The organism is Anatilimnocola aquadivae (assembly GCF_049819085.1).
Taxonomy (GTDB): domain Bacteria; phylum Planctomycetota; class Planctomycetia; order Pirellulales; family Pirellulaceae; genus Anatilimnocola.
The window spans coordinates 3,910,841-3,933,339 of the sequence record NZ_CP187419.1 but is presented as its reverse complement, the minus strand read 5'-3'; the positions used below and the strand labels follow the sequence as shown (position 1 = coordinate 3,933,339).

Here is a 22,499-nt window from a genome sequence, read left to right as displayed (position 1 = left end):
TACCTCGAAAAGGCGAAGGGAATTATCACACAGGATTGTCGATTAGGTTGGGAGAGGACGAGGAGAGATCATGCCCGTTGAGTGCGCGGCGTGGCTGCAGAGAGCTAACGGCGGCATCGAGCCGATCGAGTGTGGCGTCGACGTCGGCCTCGGTCATTGCCGCGCAGAAGCCGTGATGGCAAGCGCTGCCGCCGTAGTCGTGAAAGTAAACGCCGTGTTCGATCGAGGCCCGAATGAATCGCAGCATTTGTGCGCGGGAGTGCTGCAGGGCAGCGCGAAAATCGCGGGGTTGTTCGTCGATGCCGAAGTAGATGCCGAACCTCGCTCCAAGGCCGATGGCGCGACCAGGAATGTCGTAGCGATCGAAGACGTCGTTGATGCCACCATACAAGCGTTCGGCGATAGCAAAGATGTGCTCGTAGAAGCCTGGCTCGAGATACGCTTTGAGCGCCGCGAGTGCTGCGGCGACAATCACTGGGTGCCCGTTGTACGTTCCGCTGTGTTGGCAGTCTCCGTCCGGTTGCAAGCGGGCCATAATATCGGCCCGGCCGCCAAACACGCTCAGTGGATAGGTTCCGCCGACTGCTTTGCCGACCGTACACAGATCGGGCGTGACACCCAGATGTTGCTGCGCGCCGCCCGGTCCCATGCGAAAGGCCGATTGAACTTCGTCGAAGATGAGCAAGATGCCGCGCCGGCGAGTTTCTTCGCGCATCACGCGGATGAACTCGCGCGAAGGGAGAATGCAGCCGGCGTTGTAGAAGACCGGTTCGCAAATGACCGCGGCCAACTCATCGCCATGCTTGGCCAGTGCTTCAGCCAGCAGATCGGCCCGATTGAACGGAACGATCACCAGTTGCTCGACCAGCTCGCGGGGCATTCCCGAAGATGCAGCCCAGGTACCAGCGGGCGCATCGGCCGAGAGCGATTCCGGTGGCGTACCAATGGCGAACATCACCTGGTCGTGATAGCCGTGAAAGTGTCCTTCGATCTTCAGAATCTTCGTCCGGCCCGTAAAGGCCCGTGCGAGACGAATGGTGTGCATCGTGGCTTCGGTGCCAGAGCCGGTGAACCGCACTCGCTCGAAGGCCGGAATCGTTGCGCACAGAAGTTCTGCCAGTTCAGCGTGCGTTTCGTTTTCGTACGAACAGGCAGCGCCCGACGCGATGGATTCGTGAACGGCCCGCGTGATCCGCTCGTCGCCGTGACCCAGCAGCGTGGCTCCGTGACTGCAGCAGAGGTCGTAGTAGTCGCGGCCATCGAGATCCCAAACCTGGCAGCCGGCGGCGCGCGAAAAGTACATCGGATGGCCCAGCGCACGATTGACTCGCGTCGAGGCGCTTACGCCTCCGGCCAGGGACTGACGAGCGCGTTGAAAGTGATCGGTGGTACGTGACATGGTTATTTTTTTGAGGAGAGAGGCTAAGCAACAATCTCGTGAACGATGCGACCGTGAACGTCAGTTAGGCGGAAGTCGCGACCGGAATAGCGATAAGTGAGTTTTTCGTGATCGAGCCCAAGCAGGTAGAGGATCGTGGCATGCAGATCGTGAACGTGGACTTTGTTTTGCACCGCGCGAAAGCCGAAGTCATCGGTCTCACCGTAGGACATGCCACCGCGAACGCCGCCGCCCGCCAGCCACATGCTGAAACCATAATGATTGTGATCACGCCCATCGCCACTCTCGGAAGTGGGCGTGCGGCCAAACTCGCCCCCCCATACGACCAGCGTGTCTTCGAGCATGCCTGTCCGTTTCAAGTCGGCGAGCAAGGCGGCAATGGGCTGGTCGATGGCCTTCGCCAGCGTGCGGACCTGTTCGTGATGCTTGTTGTGCGTGTCCCAAGGTTGGCCGTTGCCGTAATAAATCTGGGTGAACCGCACGCCTCGCTCGGCCAAGCGACGAGCCAGCAAGCAGGCTTCGGCAAACTTGCCTTCGCCATATTCCGCGCGAATCGCCTGCGGCTCGAGACGAATATCGAAGGCATCTGCCGCTTCGGTCTGCATGCGAAAGGCGGTCTCGAGCGACTGAATGCGAGCGTCGAGTTGATTGTCGACGCCGCGCTCGGCCAGATGTTCGCGATTCAAGGCTTGCAGCAGGTCGAGTTGTTGCCGCTGCGAAGTCGAGGTCATCGACCCGTTCTTCAAAAACGGGATCATCGCCGCCGGTGCCAGATTGGAATGATTCAGGTAGGTTCCTTGAAACTGCGCGGGGAGGAAGGCACTTGTCCACAACTCCGCGAACCGCACGGGGCGACCGGGACACAGGACGACATAACCGGGCAGATTCTGATTCTCGGTTCCCAGGCCATAAAGGAACCACGATCCCATGCTGGGTCGGCGCGGGGTGATGGTGCCGTTGTTCATTTGATACAACGCCGGCCCATGATTCGGATTGTCGGTATAGAGCGAACGAAGCACGCACAGTTCGTCGGCGAACTTTGCCAGGTTCGGCAGCAACTCGCTGATCGGCAGGCCGCTCGAGCCGTGTTGGGCAAAGGCGAACGGAGACGCGAGCAGCCCCGCGGTGACTCGCTCCGTTCGCAGCATCACTTCTTCGGGTCGCTGTCCTTCATACTTGGTGAGCAGCGGCTTGGGATCAAAGAAATCAGCCTGAAAGGGGCCGCCGTTCATGAAGAGTTGAATGACGCGCTTGGCGCGGGGGCGGAACTGCGGCGGCGTGGCGTGGGCGGAGCTTTCGGTGAGCAAGGGGAGCAGCCCCGCCAACCCCAGACCGCCGCCGAGGCGCTCAATCAATTGGCGTCGCGTGAATCCCGGCGATGGCTCAATGCAGGTCACAGGCAACTTTCTGGCTTAGTCGGCATACAGGAACTCGTTGGTGCCCAGCAGGGCCAAGGCATACTCTCGCAACCGCTGAGCGTCGGGCGCTTGCGGACCCAGGAACTCGACACCAAAGCGCAGTTCCGTGGCACTTGGCTGACGGAAGAACAGACGGCTGTAAGCTTGCTGAATAATGGCATCACTGTCATCAGGTCCACCCTTCATCAGCAGTTCCGCCAGCGCGCTGGCCTGCTGTTGCATGAAGGGACTGTTGAGCACGAACAGTTGTTGCAAAGGAGTGGTGGTGGGTGCGCGGTCCGGGCTATGAGTGGCCGGATCGGGGAAATCGAACAGCCGCAGAACGTCATCGACATCGGCGCGGTCGATCTTGGCGTAGAGCGTGCGGCGGCGATTCCCCGCTGCCGAAAGGACCACCGGCGGGCCGCCCCGTGTCAGATCGAGATTGCCAACTGCCGCGAGCAACGAATCTCGCCAGGCTTCGATATCGAGCCGTTGCCGATTCATGCGCCACAGCCAGCGATTGTCGGGATCGACCAGAAACTTGTCACGGCTGTAAGTACTGGCCTGTCGATAAGAGGCCGATTGCATCAGTTCGCGATGCAGCCACTTGAGCGACCAGCCCTGCTCTACAAAACGGTACGTCAAGTCGTCAAGCAGTTCGGGGTGAGAGGGTCTCGAGCCCTGCGTGCCGAAATCGCTGAGCGTGGCCACCAGCCCGTGACCAAAGTGGTTCTTCCAAACACGATTGACGATCACGCGCGCTGCCAGGGGCGAGCCTTCGGTCAAGATTGCCTTCCCCAGATCCAGTCGACCACTGCCTTGCTGAAATGGCTTCGTACCGTCTGGCGAAAGGACGGTGAGGAATCGCCGCGGCACTTGCGCTCCGAGTCGAGTTGGGTTGCCTCGAATGTGGACGCACAGATCGAGTGCTTCGCCCGGTTTGTACTGCAACTTGGTTTCGTTTTTGCCCTGGGGCAGAACGTAGAGCGCCGCGTCGATCACCCCATGGGCGGTCGAGGAGTGGTAGTGAGGCGTGTTGCTCTCAATTGTCTTGATTTGCGTCTGAATCTCGGCAAGTCTCGCAGTCTCTTCCTCGCTCTTGGTTTTGACTCCCGAGAGCTTGGCCACTTCAGCACGCAGTGTCTTGACCTTGTCCACGGCTTGGCGAACGACCTCTGCTTCCACTTCGGGAATCACATACCGCTCGGTCAGTTGCGTACTCGCGAGCACGCCAGCGAGCGCGTAGTAGTCTTCCGTACTGATGGGATCAAATTTGTGATCGTGACAACGGGCGCAAGCAATGGAGAGGCCGAGAAAGGTCCTTCCGATGGCATCGATCCGTTCCTCCCATTCATCGGCGACGATCGCTTCAATCACCGCCGGGGCGAGCTTGAGCTCCTTCCAGTACTCTGGACTGATGCCAAGAAACCCGAGCGCCGCCAGATCGGCCGAACTGCATTCGGGCAGTTGATCGGCGGCGAATTGCTGCAGGACGAACTGATCGTAGGGCAGGTCCGCCGCGAGAGCCCGCACGACCCAGTCGCGATAGAGCCACGCTTGGCCGCGAACCTCGAGCGAGGTCGTATTGCCGTCCGAGTAGCGGGCGTAATCGAGCCAAAATCTCCCCCAGCGTTCGCCATACTGCGGAGAAGCCAGGAGCCGATCGATCACACGTTCCCAGGCATCGGGCCGGCTGTCATTGGTAAACTCATCGACCTCTGCGGCACTCGGCGGCAGGCCTGTCAGATCGAGCGTCGCCCGGCGAAGCAGCGTTCGGCGATCGGCCTGTTCGCTCGGCACGAGATCGTGTTTGTCCAGGGCGGCGAGCACGAACGAATCGATTGGCAGTTGCGGCCAAGCCGTTTGTCGCACTGTCGGCTGAGGCATCGCGCGCGGCGGCACAAACGACCAGAACTGGCGACCCGCAGCAAAGTCGATTCCCTTCTTCGCGGCCGTTGTCGAAGCGTCTTCGGGCAGGGGAGCACCTCCCCGAACCCAAGTCGTAAGCAGATCGACTTCCGCAGCAGACATCTTGCCGGCTGGAGGCATTTGAATGTCGCCCGCGTAACCAATCGCCTCGATCAGCAGGCTCTTGTCGGGTTGGCCCGCGACGAGCACCGCGCCACTATCGCCACCTTGCAGAATGGCGTGACGCGTATCGAGCTTCAAACCACCATGAACTTGCTTCGCCTCCGCCGAGTGACACTCGTAGCAATGCTTCACCAGGACAGGGCGAATCTTGCTCTCGAAGAAGGCCACGTCTTTTTTGTCCGCGTCCTCGGCGAAGCTCACACTGGCTATAAGCAAGACCAGTACGCTGGCCAGCAAGTTGCTAACCCCGAAGGATGCCCGACCGCTGCGAAGCTCGCAGAAAGTCGTTCGGCAACACAGTGGGGTTTTGCACATGGGCGCAGTTTCTGATGGTGACATAGAAAATTCAAGTGTAAGCTGAGTGATGTTTTATCTTCATTTGATGAAGGGTTAGCCTTTATCAGAAAGTTGGGTCATGCCTCGTCAAGCTGCCAAGAGCCACGTCTACAAAGAACTCACGCTGCAACAACTCCGCAGCTTTTGCGAAACGGCCAGGCTGGGCAGTCTCGCAGCTGCGGCGAAGGAAATGGGGCTCACGCATCCCACCGTCCGCGAACAAGTGCTGGCCTTGCAACGCGACTTCGGCGTCAAACTCATTGAGCCCCATCGTCGTGGTTGTCGACTCACCGCCGAGGGACAACTACTGGCCGAGATCGCCACGCCAATCATCACCGCCACTAACGGCCTGAAAGAACGCTTCGATCTCGCCCATACCAACGCTGAAATTCGCTTGACGGTCGCTGGACCGCCGCGCGTCATTCAGGAGGACTTACCCGATGCCATCCTCGCCCTGCTGAAAACTGCTCCTCAACTGCGTGTTGCATTTCTCGAACTGCACGACGATCTGGTAATCGAAGCTGTTGAATCCGGCGCTGCCGATTTGGGACTAACATCCGAGAGCGTTCCTGACCGCCCACCTCCGGGCTTAACGATTGAACCTGCTTACGAACTCGAAACCTTGCTAATCACTCCCAAGGGTCATCCGCTCGCCAGTCGGCGAAAGGTGCGCCCTGCGGACCTGCGTCACTATCCTTTAATCTCATCGCGGCACTCCCTGTCCGATCAGCCGGCGTTAGCGGCGAACCTCGACCGCAACCGCGTGTTCGATGGACCACCGCCGCGAGTAGAACCCTTCCTGGCATCCACCGTGCGAACCTACATCAAGCTAAATCTTGGCATCGCGCTCATCTACGGCCTGCTACCACGAAAGCGAAGTCCTCATTTCCACGAGCGATCGATGAGCGAATACTTTGGCCGCGGGCTCGTCAGGTTCGTTCTCCGCCGAGGCACGCCGCACGAAGCATGGGCGCGAATGTTGATGACGTTGATTCGAAAGTGCAACGAGTTGCCCTCCACCAAAGACTCCAACTAACCGACTATCCTTGCTTCTTTTTGCCCGCTCCTTTCTTCTTGCCACCGGCAGGATTCGCTGGCCACGGTGCCACGTTCGAACGAGCAGCCCACGCATCGTAGGCGGCCGACATCTCGGCAATCGCACGCGCATTACTCTCAGTGGCATTCTTTGCCAGGTTGTTCGCCTCAATGCGATCCCGCGAAATGTCATAGAGTTCCCAAGGCTGGCCATGTTTCGAGACCAACTTGAGATCTCCCTTGCGAACCGCGCGGTTCCCTTCGTGTTCCCAATAAATCGCCTCCCGCTCGATGGCTCGATTCTCAAACGCAGGTCGCAGGCTCTTGCCCGGCAGGGGTGTGGCCTCGGCGGGATAGGTCGCGCCGGTTAAATCGATGCAGGTCGACATCAAGTCGATGAGATGGCCAGCCTGATGACGCAGTTCGCCCTTGCTGGAGATACCCGCGGGCCAATGCGCGATCAGCGGCGTGCTGATGCCTCCTTCGTGCACCCAGTGCTTGTACTCGCGGAACGGCGTATTCGAAACATTCGCCCAGCCTTCGCCGTAGCCGATGTAAGTGTCGTACGGCCCGGGCATCACGTTCGGACCTTGCCGCACGGGATAGCCATCGCGCGTTTGTGGTGGCACGAGCCCATTCGGCAACACTTCAGCGGCGATGATCGGCCGCGTGGGCTTCTCTTGGCGAGGCCCATCTTCGCGGCCCGCAGCCATACCGCGCCCCATTTGTTCCGCGCAACCTCCATTGTCCTGCAGATAAAGGATGAGCGTATTCTCGAAGCGACCGGTCCGCTTCAGCTCCCCAATGATTTTGCCGATGCCTTGATCCATGCGATCGACCATCGCGGCATAAACTTCCATGCAGGCAATTTCACGTTCCTTGTTCTTCAAGTCGTTCCAATTGCCCGCCTGCGGAGAAAGCCCTTGCTCGGCACTCACCAGCTTCAGTTGCTGGGCCTTCTCCAATCGCGCCTGGCGAATCGCGGCATAGCCGGCGTCGTACTTACCTTTGTACTTGGCAATGTCCTCCGGCAACGCGTGCATCGGCCAATGCGCGGCGGTGTAGGTGACGTACATAAAGAAGGGCTGGCTCGCGTGCTGGCTCTGATGGTCGCCGATGAACTTCACCGCATGATGCGAGATCGCATCGGTCAGGTAATATTGCTCGGGCTTGTACTCGGGATCGGCAAACGGCGAAATCAGCGTATTGTCTCGGCACAGCGTGAAGGGATCGTAAAAGCTGCCGCCGCCGGAGATCATGCCATAAAAGCGATCGAAGCCTCGTTGCCGCGGCCAGTTGCTGTGGTTGCCATCCTGCGCCAGGTTGCGCGTCACGTGCCACTTGCCCGAGGCATAGCTCCGATAGCCCGCGTTGCCGAGCACCTGCGCGATCGTGCGACAGCTGGCGTTCAGATTGCCGGTGTAACCCGGTTTGCCGTAGTCGTCCATCATGTGACCAATGCCCGCCTGGTGCGGATACAACCCGGTCAGCAAGCTGGCCCGCGTCGGACAGCAACGGGCATTGTTATAGAACTGCGAGAACCGCAGCCCGCCCGCCGCCAGCGAATCGAGGTTCGGCGTTTGAATCTCGCCGCCGTAACAGCCAATGTCGGAGAACCCCATGTCATCACTCATGATGAGGATGATGTTGGGTTTCTCGGCTGCCCCGCAGGTCGTCACCAGGGAAACAAAGAGCACGGCCGCCAACAGGCACGGGATCGATCGTCGTAGCATCGCGGTAGGCCTCACTTGGGAGAGAAATGATCGCCCGCTAGTGTAACGGGCTCGGCTGCTATATGCGTCCATGGCGAACGACCTTGACGACTCCGATTCAACCAACTTGTCCAACTATCGGCTTGATTGTTGGACAGCAATCGCTCGCAAACCCGAGAGTTACGCTAGGTCGTGTCCAACAATGCAGCCTATTGTTGGACACCCCCCTTTTGCGGTTTGTGCTGCAATCCTCGTCCCGCAAATCATGGAAGTTCGCCTGGGTCTCCGCTCGTCTCTCCCTGTTGAACAGTCTCCGTTGGCTCTCGCTGCAGCCCGCTTTTGATAACTTTTTGCGCGATACTTCACGCGAGTCCATTCGACCTAAACGTCGTACTAGAAACTAGTTGCGAACAATCTTCCTCAATAATCAAGCGTTTGGTGATAACCGTTTGATAACCACTTTTCGCACCGGTTCAGATCACTGCTGAACAGGCCCTGAACAGGGGGGCGATGCAATGCACTCCACACCCTCCCCTTACGAAGGCCATCGCCGGGCATTGGCGACTTGCTAAACATTAAGATGTACTTGACATTACGTCAATATATATTTATAATTTTCAGATCGGCTATGGCGGACCCTCAAGTAGCCCGCCGCGTCAGCGAGAGAGTGCGAGCGGAGCATCACCCGACGTACCAAGCAAAGGAGCCCAAGACGAAAGCCAGCGCGATCAGCGACAGGAACACCCCCGCACAGCCAGCGCCGCGCGGCGGTGCGATTCCTTGCTCGGCAGCCAGGCGCTCCACTTGTTCCTTGGCCTCGCTCAGACTGCAGCCCGTGTAAGCGCGGCAGAGTTTGATGGCGTGCATCTTCTGCCCTTTTTGAAGCAGCGACACCGCTTCGCTTTGCCAGCCTGCGGATAAGGGAACCTTCTCGGCCACCGACGGCAGTCGTACCGCTTCGAGAGAATCGGCCAGCTGCTTCGCATCGAGCAAGCTCAGATCCAGCGCTTCGCGCAGCCGAGCAACCGCTTGGAGCTTTTGCCCTGCCTTCAGCAGCCCCAGCACTTCGTCAATGAGTGCGTCGTCAATCGGATTGTCACCAGGTGCATCATTCATCGGCTGAATGATCCAACGTCAGTACCACCGACGCAAGAGCCCCGATGCGCTGAATCCGTTCCGGCATTTCTGCTTTGCTAGCCATTCCGCATTGCCGGATGGGGCGGTTCGCCCCACAATAGGGCGGGCGGCAAACCCGCCCGGTAACATCGGGGAAGCGGCTACGCTGGATGTGTAGGCCGACTGCGAAACGCGCCCTTTCGCCCTAGAACAAAGCTCCCCAACTGGCGATTACTGCTGGGGATCGCCCCGAACAAGAATTCGAGCGAAAACGAGTGACGATATGAGTCCGAGTCCCGATTCGGCAGGTAAGTCTGGCGGCAAGGGTGGTCCTGCCTGGATGGGCAAGCGGACCGCAGCAGGCAGACCGAAAAGCGAGGTCGATTGGAAGAAGCCGATCGCTCGCGGCTCGACCGAAGAGTATCGCTACAAGTTCAAACGAGCTGCCCTCTGGATTGGCTGCATTATCTTGTTCGGCGTCTTCGTGGCGTACCTCATTCCGCCGAAGAACACTCCGCTGGTCGTGTTTCGCGCGACTCGTTATCCGCTGCAGATGCCTCCGCTGGCCCTCGCTCAAGAGGACGAAGCCTTCTTGAAGCAAGTGAGTCCCTCGAACATGCCGCTGCGGGTCAGTGTGCCGCTGAGCTACATCGGGGCCAGCGATTTGCAGTCGGGAGAAGAAGATAGTCGCCAGCGGTTCCTCTCGCGGCTGAAGGATGTGAGTCCTTCGGGCCCCGGTTGGTTCTCGCGCAACGACATGGTCATCATCTATATCAGCGCGCATGGCCTGGTGAATGCCGACGGCCAGGCGTGCCTTGTGCCACCCAATGCCGATGCCTTCGATTCCGCCCGCTGGTTGCCCCTCTCAAAGTTGCTGGGCGAAATCAGCAGCCTGCCGAACCTGAAGCGCTCGCGCAAGCTGGTGGTGCTCGATTGCAATCGCATCTCGACCAAGTGGCGCTGCGGTGTGATGGACAACCGCTTTGCCGATCAGTTGTCGACGATTGTCGATCACGTGAATGATCCGAATCTGTACGTGCTCAATTCCACCAGCCCCGGCCAGACTGCCTGGGCCGCTCCCGAACTGAAAGGCTCTGTCTTCGGTCACTTTTTGGCCATGGGCCTGCGTGGCGATGCCAGCCACGAACATCCGCGCGACCTGAGCCGCGGCGTCGTCTCGCTGCTGGAATTGCATGCCTACCTGTGCGAGCGCGTCGATGGCTACGTGCAGCAACGTCGCGGTACGCGACAAACGCCGATGCTCATCGGCCCCGACGGTTTGGAAGTCACCCGCGATCTGCCTCTCGTCTCGGCCGATTATTGGCAAGCCTGGCGCAGCCCAAAAACGTCGAAGTCGCAATTCGATGTCCTGGGTGAAGCGAAGCGGCTGATCGAAGCCGACGACAGTCCCCTGCGACAAGCGTGGCAGGCCTATCAACGACTCGGCTCGGCCGGTTCGCACGATCAGGGCTCGGAATTGCCCCTCTCGTGGCGACGGGGCTTTGTCATGGACCCTGTCCGCTGGGCTTCGCTCGAGCAGCGACTGCTGGCGCTCGAAGAGCGGCTGTTCGCGGGTGAAGAATATCAGGCGGGGCTCGGCAATCAGTTCGCCGCGCTCTCCGACGAGTTCAACTCCGGAGCCTGGCACAACCTGCCGCCGACGCAGGCCATCACCAACTTGCGGCTTGCCCGCTGGGAACAATTGGCGAGCAGCAAAAATCCAGAAGCCACTGACGACAATCAACTCGGCTATGGCGCTGCCTTCGATAAATGGCTGAAAGATCCCCCCGAGGAGAGATCGCGCTTTCATATCCCGGCGTCCGATTTGCCCCGGGCCACCAGCGAATTGTTCACGCGGTTTGGCTTGAATCGCCTGGAAGAAGGAGCGCCCATCGATACGCTCTCCAGCGAGCGACTGAAGCAGGTGTTGGAGTTTTTGAAGCTCGTCGATCCGCGCGAGCCTGTCCCTGCTGACAAGTTGCCGATTGAATCTCACTTCCTGAAGTTGCTCGCCCGCGGTTCGAACCCCAGTGCTGATCGCCAAATGGTCATTAGCCTGCGTACACGTTCGCTGGCAGAACAAGCGGCAACTCCCCTCGATGTTCGTGCGCACTATGCCGTCGAGACGCTCGTCAACGAGGCCGATGCCAAGCGCCGCGTCGGCGAAGACCAGCTTTTCCTAGGCGACTTGCACTCTGCCGAAGGACCGGAAACGAACTGGCGCATCGCGCGCGGCGTAGCCGGTGAAGAAGCGCATGCCGAGACCAGCAAAGGTTACCTCGGTGCCATTCAGCGAGCCGAAACACTGGCCGATATGTTCCTCCTCCGCGATGAGATTTGGGCTCGCTATCCCTATCTGGCCGAATGGTTCTTCCGCCGCTCTAGGCTGGCCCTTTCGGCTGTCGATGTCTCCGGCGCTACGACCAACGACGATCTCTCCCAGGCACGCCTGGAACAATCATTCACCGACAACGTCACGCTGCTAAACGAAGTCCTCGCCGCTAACGTCACGTTCGCCGAACGGCTGGAATCGATCCTGCTCAACCGTGACAAGGACAACGTCCTGCGCGCTGAGTTGCAACTCGCCAGCGAGCAGTTTCGCCAACTCGACAGCCAGTGGCGACAGTTGCTCGACTTGCTGGCCGACGATTCTCGCCCGCGCGAGCAACAAGAAAATCAGTTTCTCGCTGGCGCTTCGGTTCGCAACATCGAGCAGGTGATGAACACGCCGCTGTATGTCGGCAATCGGGTCGAAGGATTGCTCGCCAAGTACCAGAACACGCTGCAAAGCTGGTCACTGGAAGAACAGGCGACCAAGAAGGCCAAGTCGCCAACTCCGACACTGACGAAAGAGTCGGCCAGCGACGAGGCGAAGTTTCGCGAGGGGTACCGCGACTTTTTGATTCAATACCACAAGCTGCTGACCTACGAGTTTCGCCTCCCGTACAGTGAGCACGTAACGACGTTCGATCTGAGCAAAGAAGATGTCCTGGCCATCGACCAGCAGCTGCGCGGGCAGAAGATCAAAGACAATCGGACGCTCTGGCAAACCTTGCGTCACACGTTTGGTGCCTACGACACGGCCATGCAAGCCAATCCGGTCAAAGCCGGCGCTTCGTCGGAAGCGGTGCGCGTGCGGCAAGATCTCAGCATGTGGGATCGCCGCGTGCGTAGTCACGCGACGTGGCTCGGCTGCTTCAGTCAGGAACTGGTCGCCGAGCCGGTTGGCTTTCCCACGCCGACAGCCTGGCTGCGCGAAGTCGATCACTGGCATCAAACGTGTTGGCAGGGGCATCGCGTGCTCGAAGACTTCTGGGGCAACGGTCTGCCGCGTGATGCCACGCCTCCTTTCTTTGAAGTGGTCACCGCGCGATGTTCTCGTGCGGCGCAAGCCAAGCAGTTGCCGTTTCAATACGACTTGCCCGGCCAGCCCGTCGAACAATTGATCGATTTGCAGAAGTACCGCATGAATGCCCACGCGTGGGGCTTGAAGCTGGAGGTCGACAATGTTCAGTTGCTGGACAGTGCCGACAAGAAAGGAATTCCCGTCGTTGCCAAGGCCGAGCAACTGAGCACCCGCGATCAACAGCCAATCAATTTCCCTGCTGGTTCCGCGTGCTTTTTTCTGAGTCGCACCGGCGAAGACAAGCAGCTTGACGCCAAGTTTGTCACTTATGGCGACAAGGGCAAACCCCATCGCCTTCCGCTCCCTATCTCCGGCCGGACACTCGAAAAGTTACCCGTGCATTCTTTGCCAGCGACGTTGAATGCGGCCGAGTTCACAAGCGCGGCCGTCGATCTCACCGGACGCGTCTGGTATCGCGGTCATCAGTGGGAGAAGCCATTCCAACTCTATCACGACAAGCCGGAAGGTGGTCTCACCCTCGTATATGACCGGGCTTCCTACTCGGCCCCCACGGTGCAAGTGCGTGGCAACGATTCTCCGACCGGAGCAATTCTCTTCGTGCTCGATTGCTCGTCCAGCATGACCAATAAGGATGGCCGCTTCAAAACGGCCTATAGCGCGCTCAGCTCCATCCTCAACGATTTGCAAGTGACCGATAAGGGCGGGATGCAGATTGGTCTGATGGCTTACGGACATCGCACACCGAACCGGGCCAATTATTTTCCTGTGCCGAATGACAAGATGTTTTATGACAACAGCAAGCTGGCCACCGACATCGACAATCTGACTGCCGACGGCAAGGCGATGCTGAAGGTGCTCGGCGAGGCCGCATTCAAAAAGAAGTATCCTCATCCCGATGAAGACATTGAGGTGCTCTACACGCCCGCTCGCAATTGGGGTGAAGAATTGCCCCTGCAGCTGCAAACGCTCAATGTCAATCGTTGCTTTGGCGTGACACCGCTGTATGCTTCGATTGCCGCAGCCATCAAAGAAGCGGAGAAGGTAGAAGGAGTTCAGTCGCGTCAGGTGATTGTCATTTCGGACGGCGTGAACATGCCGAACGACTGCAACCTCGGCAATCCAAATCCGGCCAACGACTCCATTCGGCCCAACGGCGAAAAGCAGAACGCTACCGATTACGACCGTCTGGCTAAAACGCTGAACGATTATCCCGATGTGAAGGTCCGCGTTATTCTCTTCGGCGAAGCCAAGCCCGGAATCGAAACCGCCCAACTGAGCGCGCTCAAAACGCTGCGCAAGTTCCCCGCGTTTCAGCTGGAAGAGATCAAGATTCCTTCGCTGATCAAAGCGAAGATCGAGGAATCATTCGTGAAGCCGACGTTCGCCGTCGTTTCCGCCGATGTGGAACGGCACGGAGGTGGCCCCCTGCAGTTCAACGAAATCTGGCAATACGGCGAGTGGCCGGCTCAGGGCGATTTGATTCCGCCGCAAGACCATCTCGTGACCGTCACTTCTCCCCGCCTGCGTGAACCGATGCAGCAGAAGATTCAGGTCTCAGGCGGTGAAGCTCTGCAACTCTGGTTCGAGACAGGAGGCGCGGTACCCAAGCTCTATTTTGAAGCAGACGAAATGCTGACCTTTGGATCGAGCAAACTGCAGCGCGCCGGCGATATCGAACCTCCGGCGAAGCCCCTCTTCGTGGAACTGGTGAAGCCCGACGTAGGAGAAGCCAAAGGTGAAACTCGGCCCACGACGTTCCGCTTGCGACTGCGTACGGAACTCAACAACGATTTCATCACGCGGCCGCGCTTCGTCTGGGCCGAGTTTCGCCCGGTCAGTTCCGAAGCGAAGCATCAGGATCTGGTGTTTCAGCTTTCCGACGTGCGGTTTGAAAATAAAACGCGCACGCCGGTCCTGCAGTTCCCGATTCCCGATTGGCCGAGCGGTGTCGACGCCGCCGAAGTCAAAATCTGGCTCCGCTACGGCAGCCCTCCGTCGCTGCTAACCCAGCGCATCACCGCCGCCGATGTGGCGCTGCCCGTCATCTTTGGCGATAAGAATGGGATGCCCGGCGTCGAGTTCTCGATACGCCAGGAGATCAAGCCGGGTGAATCTCGGCAGATTCAAGTCATCGAGAATCACCCGCCGAAGACGCCGCTAGCCCGGCTTTATCGCACGCGCGTGCAACTTTCGTTGCCCGCCGATCGCATCGAGCGGACCTATTTCCCCGATTCGCACCGCGTCGTGCATACGTTCGTCTTCCGTTCGGCGCGCGAGATGGCCGCCGACATGACTCTGGAGGTGAACTCGGCCGAACAGATCAAGGACGGTTCGCTCACCGCCCCATTGAACCTGGCGACAGGCTGGAATCGTTAGGTGCGGGATCACACGAATCTGCAGTGATGCCCCATAGTCAACCGCGGGCACTTTTGACTACGATTGGCGAATGGAAATCAATGTGCTTTTGATAATCTATTGCGTTTGCATTGTGGTTTGCTCACTGGCCGGTGGTGCCTTGCCCCGGCTGATGAAGCTCTCTCACCGGCAGATGCAATTGTTGATGAGCTTTGTCGGCGGGCTGATGCTCGGCGTGGCAGTGTTGCACCTGTTGCCACACGGAGTGCTGGAGCTGACCCACGTCGTGAAGGGCCGCGCGCTCGATTGGGCGGCCATGGGGCTGCTCGGCGGCCTGCTGGGCATGTTCCTGCTGATTCGCGTCTTTCATGTCCACGCGCACGAACATGGCGACACCAGCGATGTGGGGCACGAGCATTCGCACGGACACAGTCACGGCCATACGCATGGCCCCGGTTGCGAGCACGACCACGATCACCGTCCGCAAGAGAGTGGATTGCTTCATTTGGGGGCGAAAGAAGTCGCCGAAGACGCGGCGCATCGCTTCAGCTGGATCGGTTTGGCGGTGGGGCTTTCGCTGCACACGCTGATCGACGGCCTGGCCTTGGGAGCGGCGGTCGCTGCCGAAGCGCATCACAAGCATTTGGCCCTAGCGGGCTTTGGCACCTTTCTGGCCGTCGCCTTACACAAGCCGCTCGATGCCCTCTCGATCACTTCGCTGATGGGGGCCGGTGGCTGGTCTGCCCGCGCCACCTGGTTCGCGAATATTTGCTTCGCCCTGATGTGCCCCCTCGGCGCGATTGCCTTCGTGCTGGGCGTCAACCAATTCGGCAGCAATCAATCGCTGGTTATCGGATGTGCGCTGGCTTTCTCCGCAGGCGTGTTTCTGTGCATCTCACTCGCAGACCTGTTGCCGGAACTAGCGTTTCACGCGCACGATCGGTTTCCCTTGACGGCGCTGTTGCTGCTCGGCGTGACCGCCGCCTGGGGAATTGGCTTCTTGGAGCCAAAGCACGAGTTTGAAATGCATCCCGCGCCCCACGTAGAGCCTGCGGGTGATGTCGGGCACAGTCATTCAATGGTCGACTAGCGTTTGCCCTTGTCCCGTGCGTTGTCGGCTTGGCCAATGATTTCGTACAAAAAGCGACTGGGCTTGGTATCACGCGGCTTGCCCCACTTCATGCGTGTGAGCGCCAACGAAAGAGTCAGCTTCTCTTGCGCGCGGGTGATGCCGACGTAACAGAGTCGCCGCTCTTCGTCGATATCGTCGCCTGACTCAGCCTTGAGCGTGCGATGATGGGGCAGAATCCCTTCTTCCAAACCGACAATGTAAACGTGCGGATACTCCAGCCCTTTCGACGCATGCATCGTGAGGAGCGCCACGGCATTGCGGCTGAGTTGCTTGTCCTTCGTATCGCCGAACTCACGCTCGCCGAGCGTCACTTCGTCCAAAAAGTCACCGAGTGAGACTTCGGGTTTGCCTTGCTCGTACTGAGCAATGGCGTTCACAACTTCTTCGATCGAAGCGAGTCGACTCTGCCGCTCGTTAGGGTCGGGATAGAGGCGATTGATCTCCGCCTCGTAGCCAATTTCGGTGACCAACTGACGAAGCAATTCGCCCAGCGCGCCAGGGCGGCGTTGCTTGCCCGCTTTGGAGACCATGTCGGCATGCGCACGATACTTCTTCAGCATGGCCACAAACCGCAGCACTTTTTCCGCAGTGGCACCGGTGCAGATGGTGCTCAGCTGAGGGCCGGACATGATATCCCAGGCGGTTTTGCCATCCTTCACGGCGGCGGCGATGATGCCTTCCACCGTCTTGGCGCCGATGCCACGCGGCGGAGTGTTGATGATCCGCAGCATCGCCTGCTCATCGCGGGGCGATTCGATCGTCCGCAGCAGCGCCATCAGGTCTTTCACTTCCTTGCGGTCGAAGAACGATTGGCTGCCGAGTACCACGTAGGGAAGTTTTGCCTTGCGTAGTTCGGTTTCGAACGCCCGAGGCTGCTCGTTGGTGCGAAACAGAATCGCGAAATCCTTCGCCTCGCGACCTTCGGTACGCATCGTACGGCCGAGGTCGGCGACAATCTCGCGAGCTTCATCGACTTCGCTGTTGTATTGCAGAATGCGTGGCTTTTCGCCGCCAGCCCGCGCTGGCCGCAGAATCTTGTCGTGCCGGTGTTTGTTAAAGACGATCAGCTTATTGGCGGCGTCGAGAATCGAGGCCGTGCTGCGATAGTTGTATTCGAGCCGCACGGTCTTGGCGTCGGGCCAATCCTTGGCGAACTGCAAAATGTGCTTGACCTCGGCCCCGCGCCAGCCATAGATCGACTGATCGTCATCCCCCACGACGCACAAGTTGCGGTGATCTCGCGCGAGTGCCTTGATGATCCGATATTGGCTGCCGTTGGTGTCCTGATACTCATCCACGAGCACATGGTCGAACAGGCCCGCCTCGGCAAGTCGCACATCGTTGTGCTTTTCGAACAGCTCTTCGGTCAGGAGTAGCAAATCGTCAAAATCAACGCAGCCTGAGTTCTTGAGCGCGCGTTGATACTTGCGATAGGCCATGGAGGCGAGATGCTCTTTGTCAGTTTGCGCGACCTGATTGGTCATCGCCGGATGCAGCGAGAGAGTCTTCCACTTGCTGATCTGATTGATCAAGTCACCGGGGCGCATCATCTCGTCCGAGACCCGAATTTCGCGCAGCACCTGGCGCGCAAGGCTCTCCTGATCACCCCGATCGTAGATAGTGAACCGCGGCGGATAGCCCAGCTTCGTAATGTGTCGCTTGAGGACCTTCACGCACTGCGAGTGAAACGTCGAGATCAGCGGTTTGTCTTTTTGCTTGCCCAGCAGTTCGCTGATGCGTTCCTGCATTTCGGCAGCCGCCTTATTGGTGAACGTGACGGCCAGAATGCGACTCGGCTGGATTCGATGGCGAATCAAGTTAGCGATGCGGAACGTCACCACGCGGGTCTTGCCGCTACCGGCACCCGCGAGCACGAGCAGCGGCCCGCGCAAGGTGTTCACTGCTTCCTGCTGGGGTGGGTTGAGTCCGTTCGACATTGAGCTATTCAGGGAGATGGGGACTGTTGATCAATCGCTTGATGCCGTCTTTCAGCACGACGACGTTGAAATTGATCAGTAAGCCGATCTCGCGTTGGGTGAGGCGGAGATAAGTAAGTAACTGGGCGGAGTGAATCGGGGCGAAAGCTTCGACCGACTTGAGTTCGATGATGACGGCGTCCTCCACCAATCCGTCGATGCGATACCCGGCGTCGAGGTTAATGCCTTTATAGGAGACAGGCAATGCGAGTTGCTTTTGAAACGGGATGCCTCGGAGGGACAGCTCTCGGCAGAAGCACACCTCGTAAGTTGATTAGAGTAAACCCGGGCCGAGGTGACGATGAACTTCAATGGCAGCGGCGATGATGTCTCCGGTGATAGCGTTGATTGGGCGCGGCATTGGAAGTCTCCGAGGATTAAAAACCACAGAGGCACAGAGAGCACGGAGGGGGAGAGAAATCAAGTCTTCTCTTCTCTGTGACCTCTGCGTCTCTGTGGTTCTACTCTCTTCGCTCTACTCCCCAATCTCTCAAAGCTCCATCGGGAACTTGCTCAAATTCTCCACCCCCGTCTCGGTCACCAAGTAATCATTCTCCAGTCTCATCCCCGCCTTGAGTGCCGGATCATACAGCCCAGGTTCGCAAGTGAAGACATCGCCAACTTCGAACACATCATTCCAATTCGGATTGAGGTGCGGGGCCTCGTGGGGGAACAGGCCGATGCCGTGACCCAGGTGGTGATTGAAGACGCCGATCGGAGCCTGATCGAGAATTGCCTGCGCTTCGTCAAACAGCTCTTTGCAGTTCTTACCGGGCTTCACACTTTTCTCGACGTGGGCAAAGACCTTCATGATGTGCGACCAGGCCGTTTGCTGTTCGTCGGTCGGCTTGCCGTTCACGGCGATTGCGCGGCTGTTATCGGCAAAGTAGCCGCGATAGGCAGGACCCAAGTCCAGAATGTAGAGCTCGCCATCTTCTGCAGGGCGATTGTTGCGCGGAGGACCACCACGCGAACCGCATTGATAGTCGTTGCCAGTGCCCGTGAGCATTTCGCCGTAGGCGGCAACGGCTATACCTTGCAGATGATTGAAGACTTCAATCTCGGTGATGCCGGGGCGAATGATCTGACGAGCCGTTTCGTACATCTTGCCGGTGCCGGCGATGGCGATCTTCAGCCGCTCGAGTTCATCGGCGTCTTTCTTGCGGCGAAAGCGATAGATGGTTGGCTCGATGTCCACTCGCTCGCCAGCCAATGGGGCGAAGTGATGACCAAACGACGAGAACTCGACGCCGATTCGCTTGGGACTTACTTTTCCTTCCAACGCTTTGAGCAAGACTTCTGTCGAGGCGTGTCGCTGATCGTTCCGCAGGGTGGAATGCAGCTGCGCGTCGTAGGTGACGATTTCATCGGCGGCAGCGGGAAGCTCTGGCTTTTTCGGCTGACAAAGCGTGACGTGGCCATCGGCGCGAATCGCTGCTACCGGCGAAAAGACCGGGCCGAACCGCGGGCCGACGAAGTACTGCACATGCTCGATCTGAGTGACGATCGCCAGATCCAGCTTTTGCTTCTGCATTTCATCGAGGAGGCGTCGTTGACGCGCGCGACAAGCATTCAAATCGGTATCGCCAGCCATGGTGGAGTCTCCTTCGTTCGTTAGGAATGATCGCGCAGAATCTCGACCGCAGCGTTTCGCCCACATGCACCCATCACGCCGCCGCCCGGATGGCTGGCAGCGCCGCAAAGATACAGCCCTGCAATCGGTGTGCGATGATCGGACCAGCCCGCGACGGGCCGCAGCGAAAACAGTTGCGTGGGAATCATGGAACCTTGCATGATGTTGCCGCCGGTGAGTCCGTAGGTTCGTTCCAGGTCGAGCGGACTAAGCACCTGGCGATGCAGCACGGCGTTCTTCACGTTCGGCGCATACTTCGCCAGCAAATCGAGGCAGCGATCGCCGAAGTCTTCCTTTATGTTGTCCCACGATTGGCCGACAGCCAGTTTGTACGGAGCGTATTGCACAAACAGGTTCATCACGTGCTGGCCGGGCGGGGCAATGGTTGGATCGACCGCCGAGGGAATCGTGATTTCCAGGATCGGCTCTTGGCTGGGACGGCCATACTTGGCATCGTCGAAAGCTCGCTCCATCGTATCAAGCGTTTCGCCGATATGAATCGTCCCGCGATGATGCGGGGCAACACTCTTTCCCGGCACGGCGGTAAAGTCCGGCAACTCCGAGAGGGCGACGTTGATTTTCAAGGATGCCGATGAGTAATCAATGGCTTCAACTGCCGTCCGAAACTCAGCGGGCAAATCGCCGGGCGAGAGCATGCGAAGGAAGGTCTGATTGGCATCGATGCTGGAGGCCACGATAGGTGCTTCTAGAATCGAATCGTCCGCGAGTGAAACGCCAACGACTTCGCCGTTTTGCACCAGAATCTGCTTCACGGCTGCATCGCGACGAATGTCGACATGCAGATCGTGGCAGGCACCTTCGAGCGACAAAGCGAGCCCGCCCATGCCGCCTTGCACATAACCCCAGACGCCTCGCGCGCCGCCAGCTTGGCCCATCACGTGATGCAACAAAACGTAGGCAGTGCCGGGATACGAAGGCGAAGCAAACGCTCCGATGACCGCATCGGTCGCAAGGGTCGTGCGCAGCACTTCCGACTCAAACCAGCGTTCGAGAATTGGCCGGGCGGCACCTACGAGCAGTTCAATCGCTGCGGGAATGTCATCGCCCAGCGAGTTCATCGAGCTGTAGAGGTCCCACAGCTTGCCGGCATCACGCAGTTTTTTGCCGATGCCGATCGTGCGCTTCTCCGCCGAAAGCGGCAGCGGATCGGTCGCGCTTTGCATTAGCAGTGGTTCAAGAACCGCGGCCACGCGTTCGAGCAAGCGGTTATACCGCGGATAGGCTACCGCGTCGCGCTCGCTGAACTTGGCGATTTCGCGGCAAGTTGCCTGCTCATCGGGTCCCATCAAGAGCGAGCGGCCGTCTAGCAATGGTGTGAACGACGAAGGATTGCGCGGCAGGATGTTCAGACCGTATTGCTTCAGCCGGAGATCGCGGATGATCTCCGGCAGCAGCAGGCTCACGACATACGAAGCCGTGCTGATTTTGAAGCCGGGCCAAAGTTCTTCGGTGGTGGAACAGCCGCCCAGCACGTGCCGTCGCTCAAGTACACAGACGCTCTTCCCCGCGCGAGCCAAATAGGCAGCGGCGATCAAGCCGTTGTGACCGCCGCCGATAATCAGGCAATCGTAACGGCGGCGGGCTCGGGCAGTGTTAGCGGCATGCATGGTGCTCACGCGATGGCCATGGCGGCAGCTGGCACCGGGAATTGTGTACACAAGCTGCTGACTTCGCCGCGCACGCGTTCGTGCAGCGTCTTATCGGTCGGGTTCTTTAGCGAAGCCAGAATCCACTCGCCCACCTTACGCATTTCATCGCAGCCCATGCCGCGCGTCGTAAGCGCCGGCGTACCGATGCGAACACCCGAAGGGTCCATTGGCTTGCGGGTATCGAACGGAATCATGTTCATATTGACCGTGATGCCGCACTTTTCCAGCGTTTCGGTTGCCAGCTTGCCGCCGATGCCCAGCGGAGTGACATCGACCAGCATCAAGTGATTGTCGGTGCCGCCGCTGACCAGTTTCAAACCGCCGGCCATCAACACTTCAGCCAAGGTCTTGGCATTGTCGATGATCTGCTGAGCATACGCCTTGAACTCAGGCTGCAAAGCTTCCTGGAAACAGACCGCTTTGCCAGCAATCACGTGCATCAACGGCCCGCCTTGAATGCCGGGGAAAACATTGCGATCGATGTCTTTGGCCAGTTCCGAGCGACACAGGATGACGCCCGCACGCGGACCACGCAGCGTCTTATGAGTCGTGCTGGTGACGACATCGGCAACCGGCACCGGGCTGTTGTGCAAGCCAGCGGCGACGAGACCGGCGTAGTGAGCCATATCGACGAACAGCTTGGCACCCACTTCCTTGGCAATTTCGGCAAACTTTTCGTGCGGAATTTCGCGCGGGTAGGCGCTCGCGCCGGCAACGATCAGCCGGGGCTTATGTTCGCGGGCCAATTTGGCGACTTGATCGAAATCGAGCCGATGGTCGCTCTCGCGCACACCGTAGCTAAGAAATTTGTAGAGCTTGCCGCTGATGTTCAGCTTCATGCCGTGCGTCAAGTGACCGCCGTGAGCCAAATCGAGCCCCAGCACGGTGTCGCCCGGTTCGAGCAACGACAAGTAGACTGCCTGATTGGCTTGCGAACCGCTGTGAGGCTGCACGTTAACGTGTTCTGCCCCAAACAGTTGCTTCGCGCGGTCGCGAGCCAGATTCTCGACGACGTCCACGTGTTCGCAGCCGCCGTAATACCGCCGGCCGGGATAGCCTTCCGCATATTTGTTCGTCAGCACGCTTCCGGCACACTGCATCACGGCCGGGCTGGTGTAGTTTTCGCTGGCAATCATTTCCAGCCCGTCTTGCTGGCGGTGAGCCTCAGCTTCGATGGCGGCCCACACCTCGGGATCTTGTTGAGCAAGCAAGTTCATTGACGGTCTCTCGAAAGGCAGCGGGAGGAACGTGGGACGGCAAACCACAAATTCTCAAAT

General features: G+C 58.9%; 13 protein-coding genes. 3 read left to right on the top strand and 10 right to left on the bottom strand.

What is annotated here, in order from left to right; all coding sequences use genetic code 11:
* Positions 1 to 25: 25 nt before the first annotated feature.
* From NA78x_RS15715 to NA78x_RS15705, 3 genes are read right to left on the bottom strand one after another with little or no spacing between them, the layout of a single operon-like run.
* Positions 26 to 1,399, bottom strand: a complete 1,374-nt coding sequence (locus NA78x_RS15715; RefSeq protein WP_425619402.1) for an aspartate aminotransferase family protein — start codon at positions 1,397 to 1,399, stop codon at positions 26 to 28.
* A 23-nt stretch (positions 1,400 to 1,422) separates the two neighbouring features.
* Positions 1,423 to 2,796 (bottom strand): DUF1501 domain-containing protein, encoded by a 1,374-nt coding sequence (locus NA78x_RS15710; protein WP_425619401.1) that lies wholly within the window; start codon positions 2,794 to 2,796, stop codon positions 1,423 to 1,425.
* Positions 2,797 to 2,811: 15 nt separating this feature from the next.
* Positions 2,812 to 5,127 carry a PSD1 and planctomycete cytochrome C domain-containing protein gene (locus NA78x_RS15705; RefSeq protein ID WP_425619400.1) on the bottom strand — a complete coding sequence of 772 codons (2,316 nt, stop codon included), beginning with the start codon at positions 5,125 to 5,127 and terminating at the stop codon, positions 2,812 to 2,814.
* A gap of 178 nt (positions 5,128 to 5,305) precedes the next feature.
* Here NA78x_RS15705 and NA78x_RS15700 point away from each other — a divergent pair, with 178 nt between their 5' ends.
* On the top strand, positions 5,306 to 6,262 hold the full coding sequence (locus NA78x_RS15700) for a LysR family transcriptional regulator (protein WP_425619399.1): 957 nt from the start codon (positions 5,306 to 5,308) through the stop codon (positions 6,260 to 6,262).
* Between the two features lie 4 nt (positions 6,263 to 6,266).
* Here the strand turns inward: NA78x_RS15700 and NA78x_RS15695 are convergent, their stop codons facing one another.
* Together NA78x_RS15695 and NA78x_RS15690 are read right to left on the bottom strand one after the other, a co-directional pair.
* Positions 6,267 to 7,994 carry an arylsulfatase gene (locus tag NA78x_RS15695; protein ID WP_425619398.1) on the bottom strand — a complete coding sequence of 576 codons (1,728 nt, stop codon included), beginning with the start codon at positions 7,992 to 7,994 and terminating at the stop codon, positions 6,267 to 6,269.
* Positions 7,995 to 8,654: 660 nt separating this feature from the next.
* A complete protein-coding gene (locus NA78x_RS15690; protein ID WP_425619397.1) occupies positions 8,655 to 9,089 on the bottom strand; it encodes a hypothetical protein in 435 nt (144 codons plus the stop codon).
* A 283-nt stretch (positions 9,090 to 9,372) separates the two neighbouring features.
* Between NA78x_RS15690 and NA78x_RS15685 the strand changes: the two genes are divergently transcribed.
* Together NA78x_RS15685 and NA78x_RS15680 are read left to right on the top strand one after the other, a co-directional pair.
* On the top strand, positions 9,373 to 14,832 hold the full coding sequence (locus NA78x_RS15685) for a hypothetical protein (RefSeq protein ID WP_425619396.1): 5,460 nt from the start codon (positions 9,373 to 9,375) through the stop codon (positions 14,830 to 14,832).
* Between the two features lie 70 nt (positions 14,833 to 14,902).
* Complete coding sequence (locus NA78x_RS15680) at positions 14,903 to 15,901, top strand: ZIP family metal transporter (RefSeq protein ID WP_425619395.1); 999 nt, start codon at positions 14,903 to 14,905, stop codon at positions 15,899 to 15,901.
* Here the strand turns inward: NA78x_RS15680 and NA78x_RS15675 are convergent.
* From NA78x_RS15675 to glyA, 5 genes are all read right to left on the bottom strand, one after another.
* Positions 15,898 to 17,880: an ATP-dependent helicase gene (locus NA78x_RS15675; RefSeq protein WP_425619394.1), complete on the bottom strand. Its 1,983-nt coding sequence runs from the start codon at positions 17,878 to 17,880 to the stop codon at positions 15,898 to 15,900. The genes NA78x_RS15680 and NA78x_RS15675 overlap by 4 nt on opposite strands.
* A gap of 4 nt (positions 17,881 to 17,884) precedes the next feature.
* Positions 17,885 to 18,181, bottom strand: a complete 297-nt coding sequence (locus tag NA78x_RS15670; RefSeq protein WP_425619393.1) for a GxxExxY protein — start codon at positions 18,179 to 18,181, stop codon at positions 17,885 to 17,887.
* 228 nt (positions 18,182 to 18,409) lie between these two features.
* Positions 18,410 to 19,513 carry a M24 family metallopeptidase gene (locus NA78x_RS15665; protein WP_425619392.1) on the bottom strand — a complete coding sequence of 368 codons (1,104 nt, stop codon included), beginning with the start codon at positions 19,511 to 19,513 and terminating at the stop codon, positions 18,410 to 18,412.
* A gap of 20 nt (positions 19,514 to 19,533) precedes the next feature.
* Positions 19,534 to 21,180 (bottom strand): phytoene desaturase family protein, encoded by a 1,647-nt coding sequence (locus NA78x_RS15660; RefSeq protein ID WP_425619391.1) that lies wholly within the window; start codon positions 21,178 to 21,180, stop codon positions 19,534 to 19,536.
* A 5-nt stretch (positions 21,181 to 21,185) separates the two neighbouring features.
* Positions 21,186 to 22,439, bottom strand: coding sequence for a serine hydroxymethyltransferase (glyA, locus tag NA78x_RS15655; RefSeq protein ID WP_425619390.1), 1,254 nt, complete (start codon positions 22,437 to 22,439; stop codon positions 21,186 to 21,188).
* Between the last annotated feature and the right edge of the window lie 60 nt (positions 22,440 to 22,499).

Excerpts from the sequence above, each read along its gene's own strand:
- NA78x_RS15660 (WP_425619391.1), bottom strand. The coding sequence starts at position 21,180 with ATGCATGCCGCTAACACTGCCCGAGCCCGCCGCCGTTACGATTGCCTG.
- NA78x_RS15700 (WP_425619399.1), top strand. The coding sequence starts at position 5,306 with ATGCCTCGTCAAGCTGCCAAGAGCCACGTCTACAAAGAACTCACGCTG.
- NA78x_RS15685 (WP_425619396.1), top strand. The coding sequence starts at position 9,373 with ATGAGTCCGAGTCCCGATTCGGCAGGTAAGTCTGGCGGCAAGGGTGGT.
- NA78x_RS15665 (WP_425619392.1), bottom strand. The coding sequence starts at position 19,513 with ATGGCTGGCGATACCGATTTGAATGCTTGTCGCGCGCGTCAACGACGC.
- NA78x_RS15715 (WP_425619402.1), bottom strand. The coding sequence starts at position 1,399 with ATGTCACGTACCACCGATCACTTTCAACGCGCTCGTCAGTCCCTGGCC.
- NA78x_RS15680 (WP_425619395.1), top strand. The coding sequence starts at position 14,903 with ATGGAAATCAATGTGCTTTTGATAATCTATTGCGTTTGCATTGTGGTT.
- NA78x_RS15690 (WP_425619397.1), bottom strand. The coding sequence starts at position 9,089 with ATGAATGATGCACCTGGTGACAATCCGATTGACGACGCACTCATTGAC.
- NA78x_RS15695 (WP_425619398.1), bottom strand. The coding sequence starts at position 7,994 with ATGCTACGACGATCGATCCCGTGCCTGTTGGCGGCCGTGCTCTTTGTT.
- NA78x_RS15675 (WP_425619394.1), bottom strand. The coding sequence starts at position 17,880 with ATGTCGAACGGACTCAACCCACCCCAGCAGGAAGCAGTGAACACCTTG.
- glyA (WP_425619390.1), bottom strand. The coding sequence starts at position 22,439 with ATGAACTTGCTTGCTCAACAAGATCCCGAGGTGTGGGCCGCCATCGAA.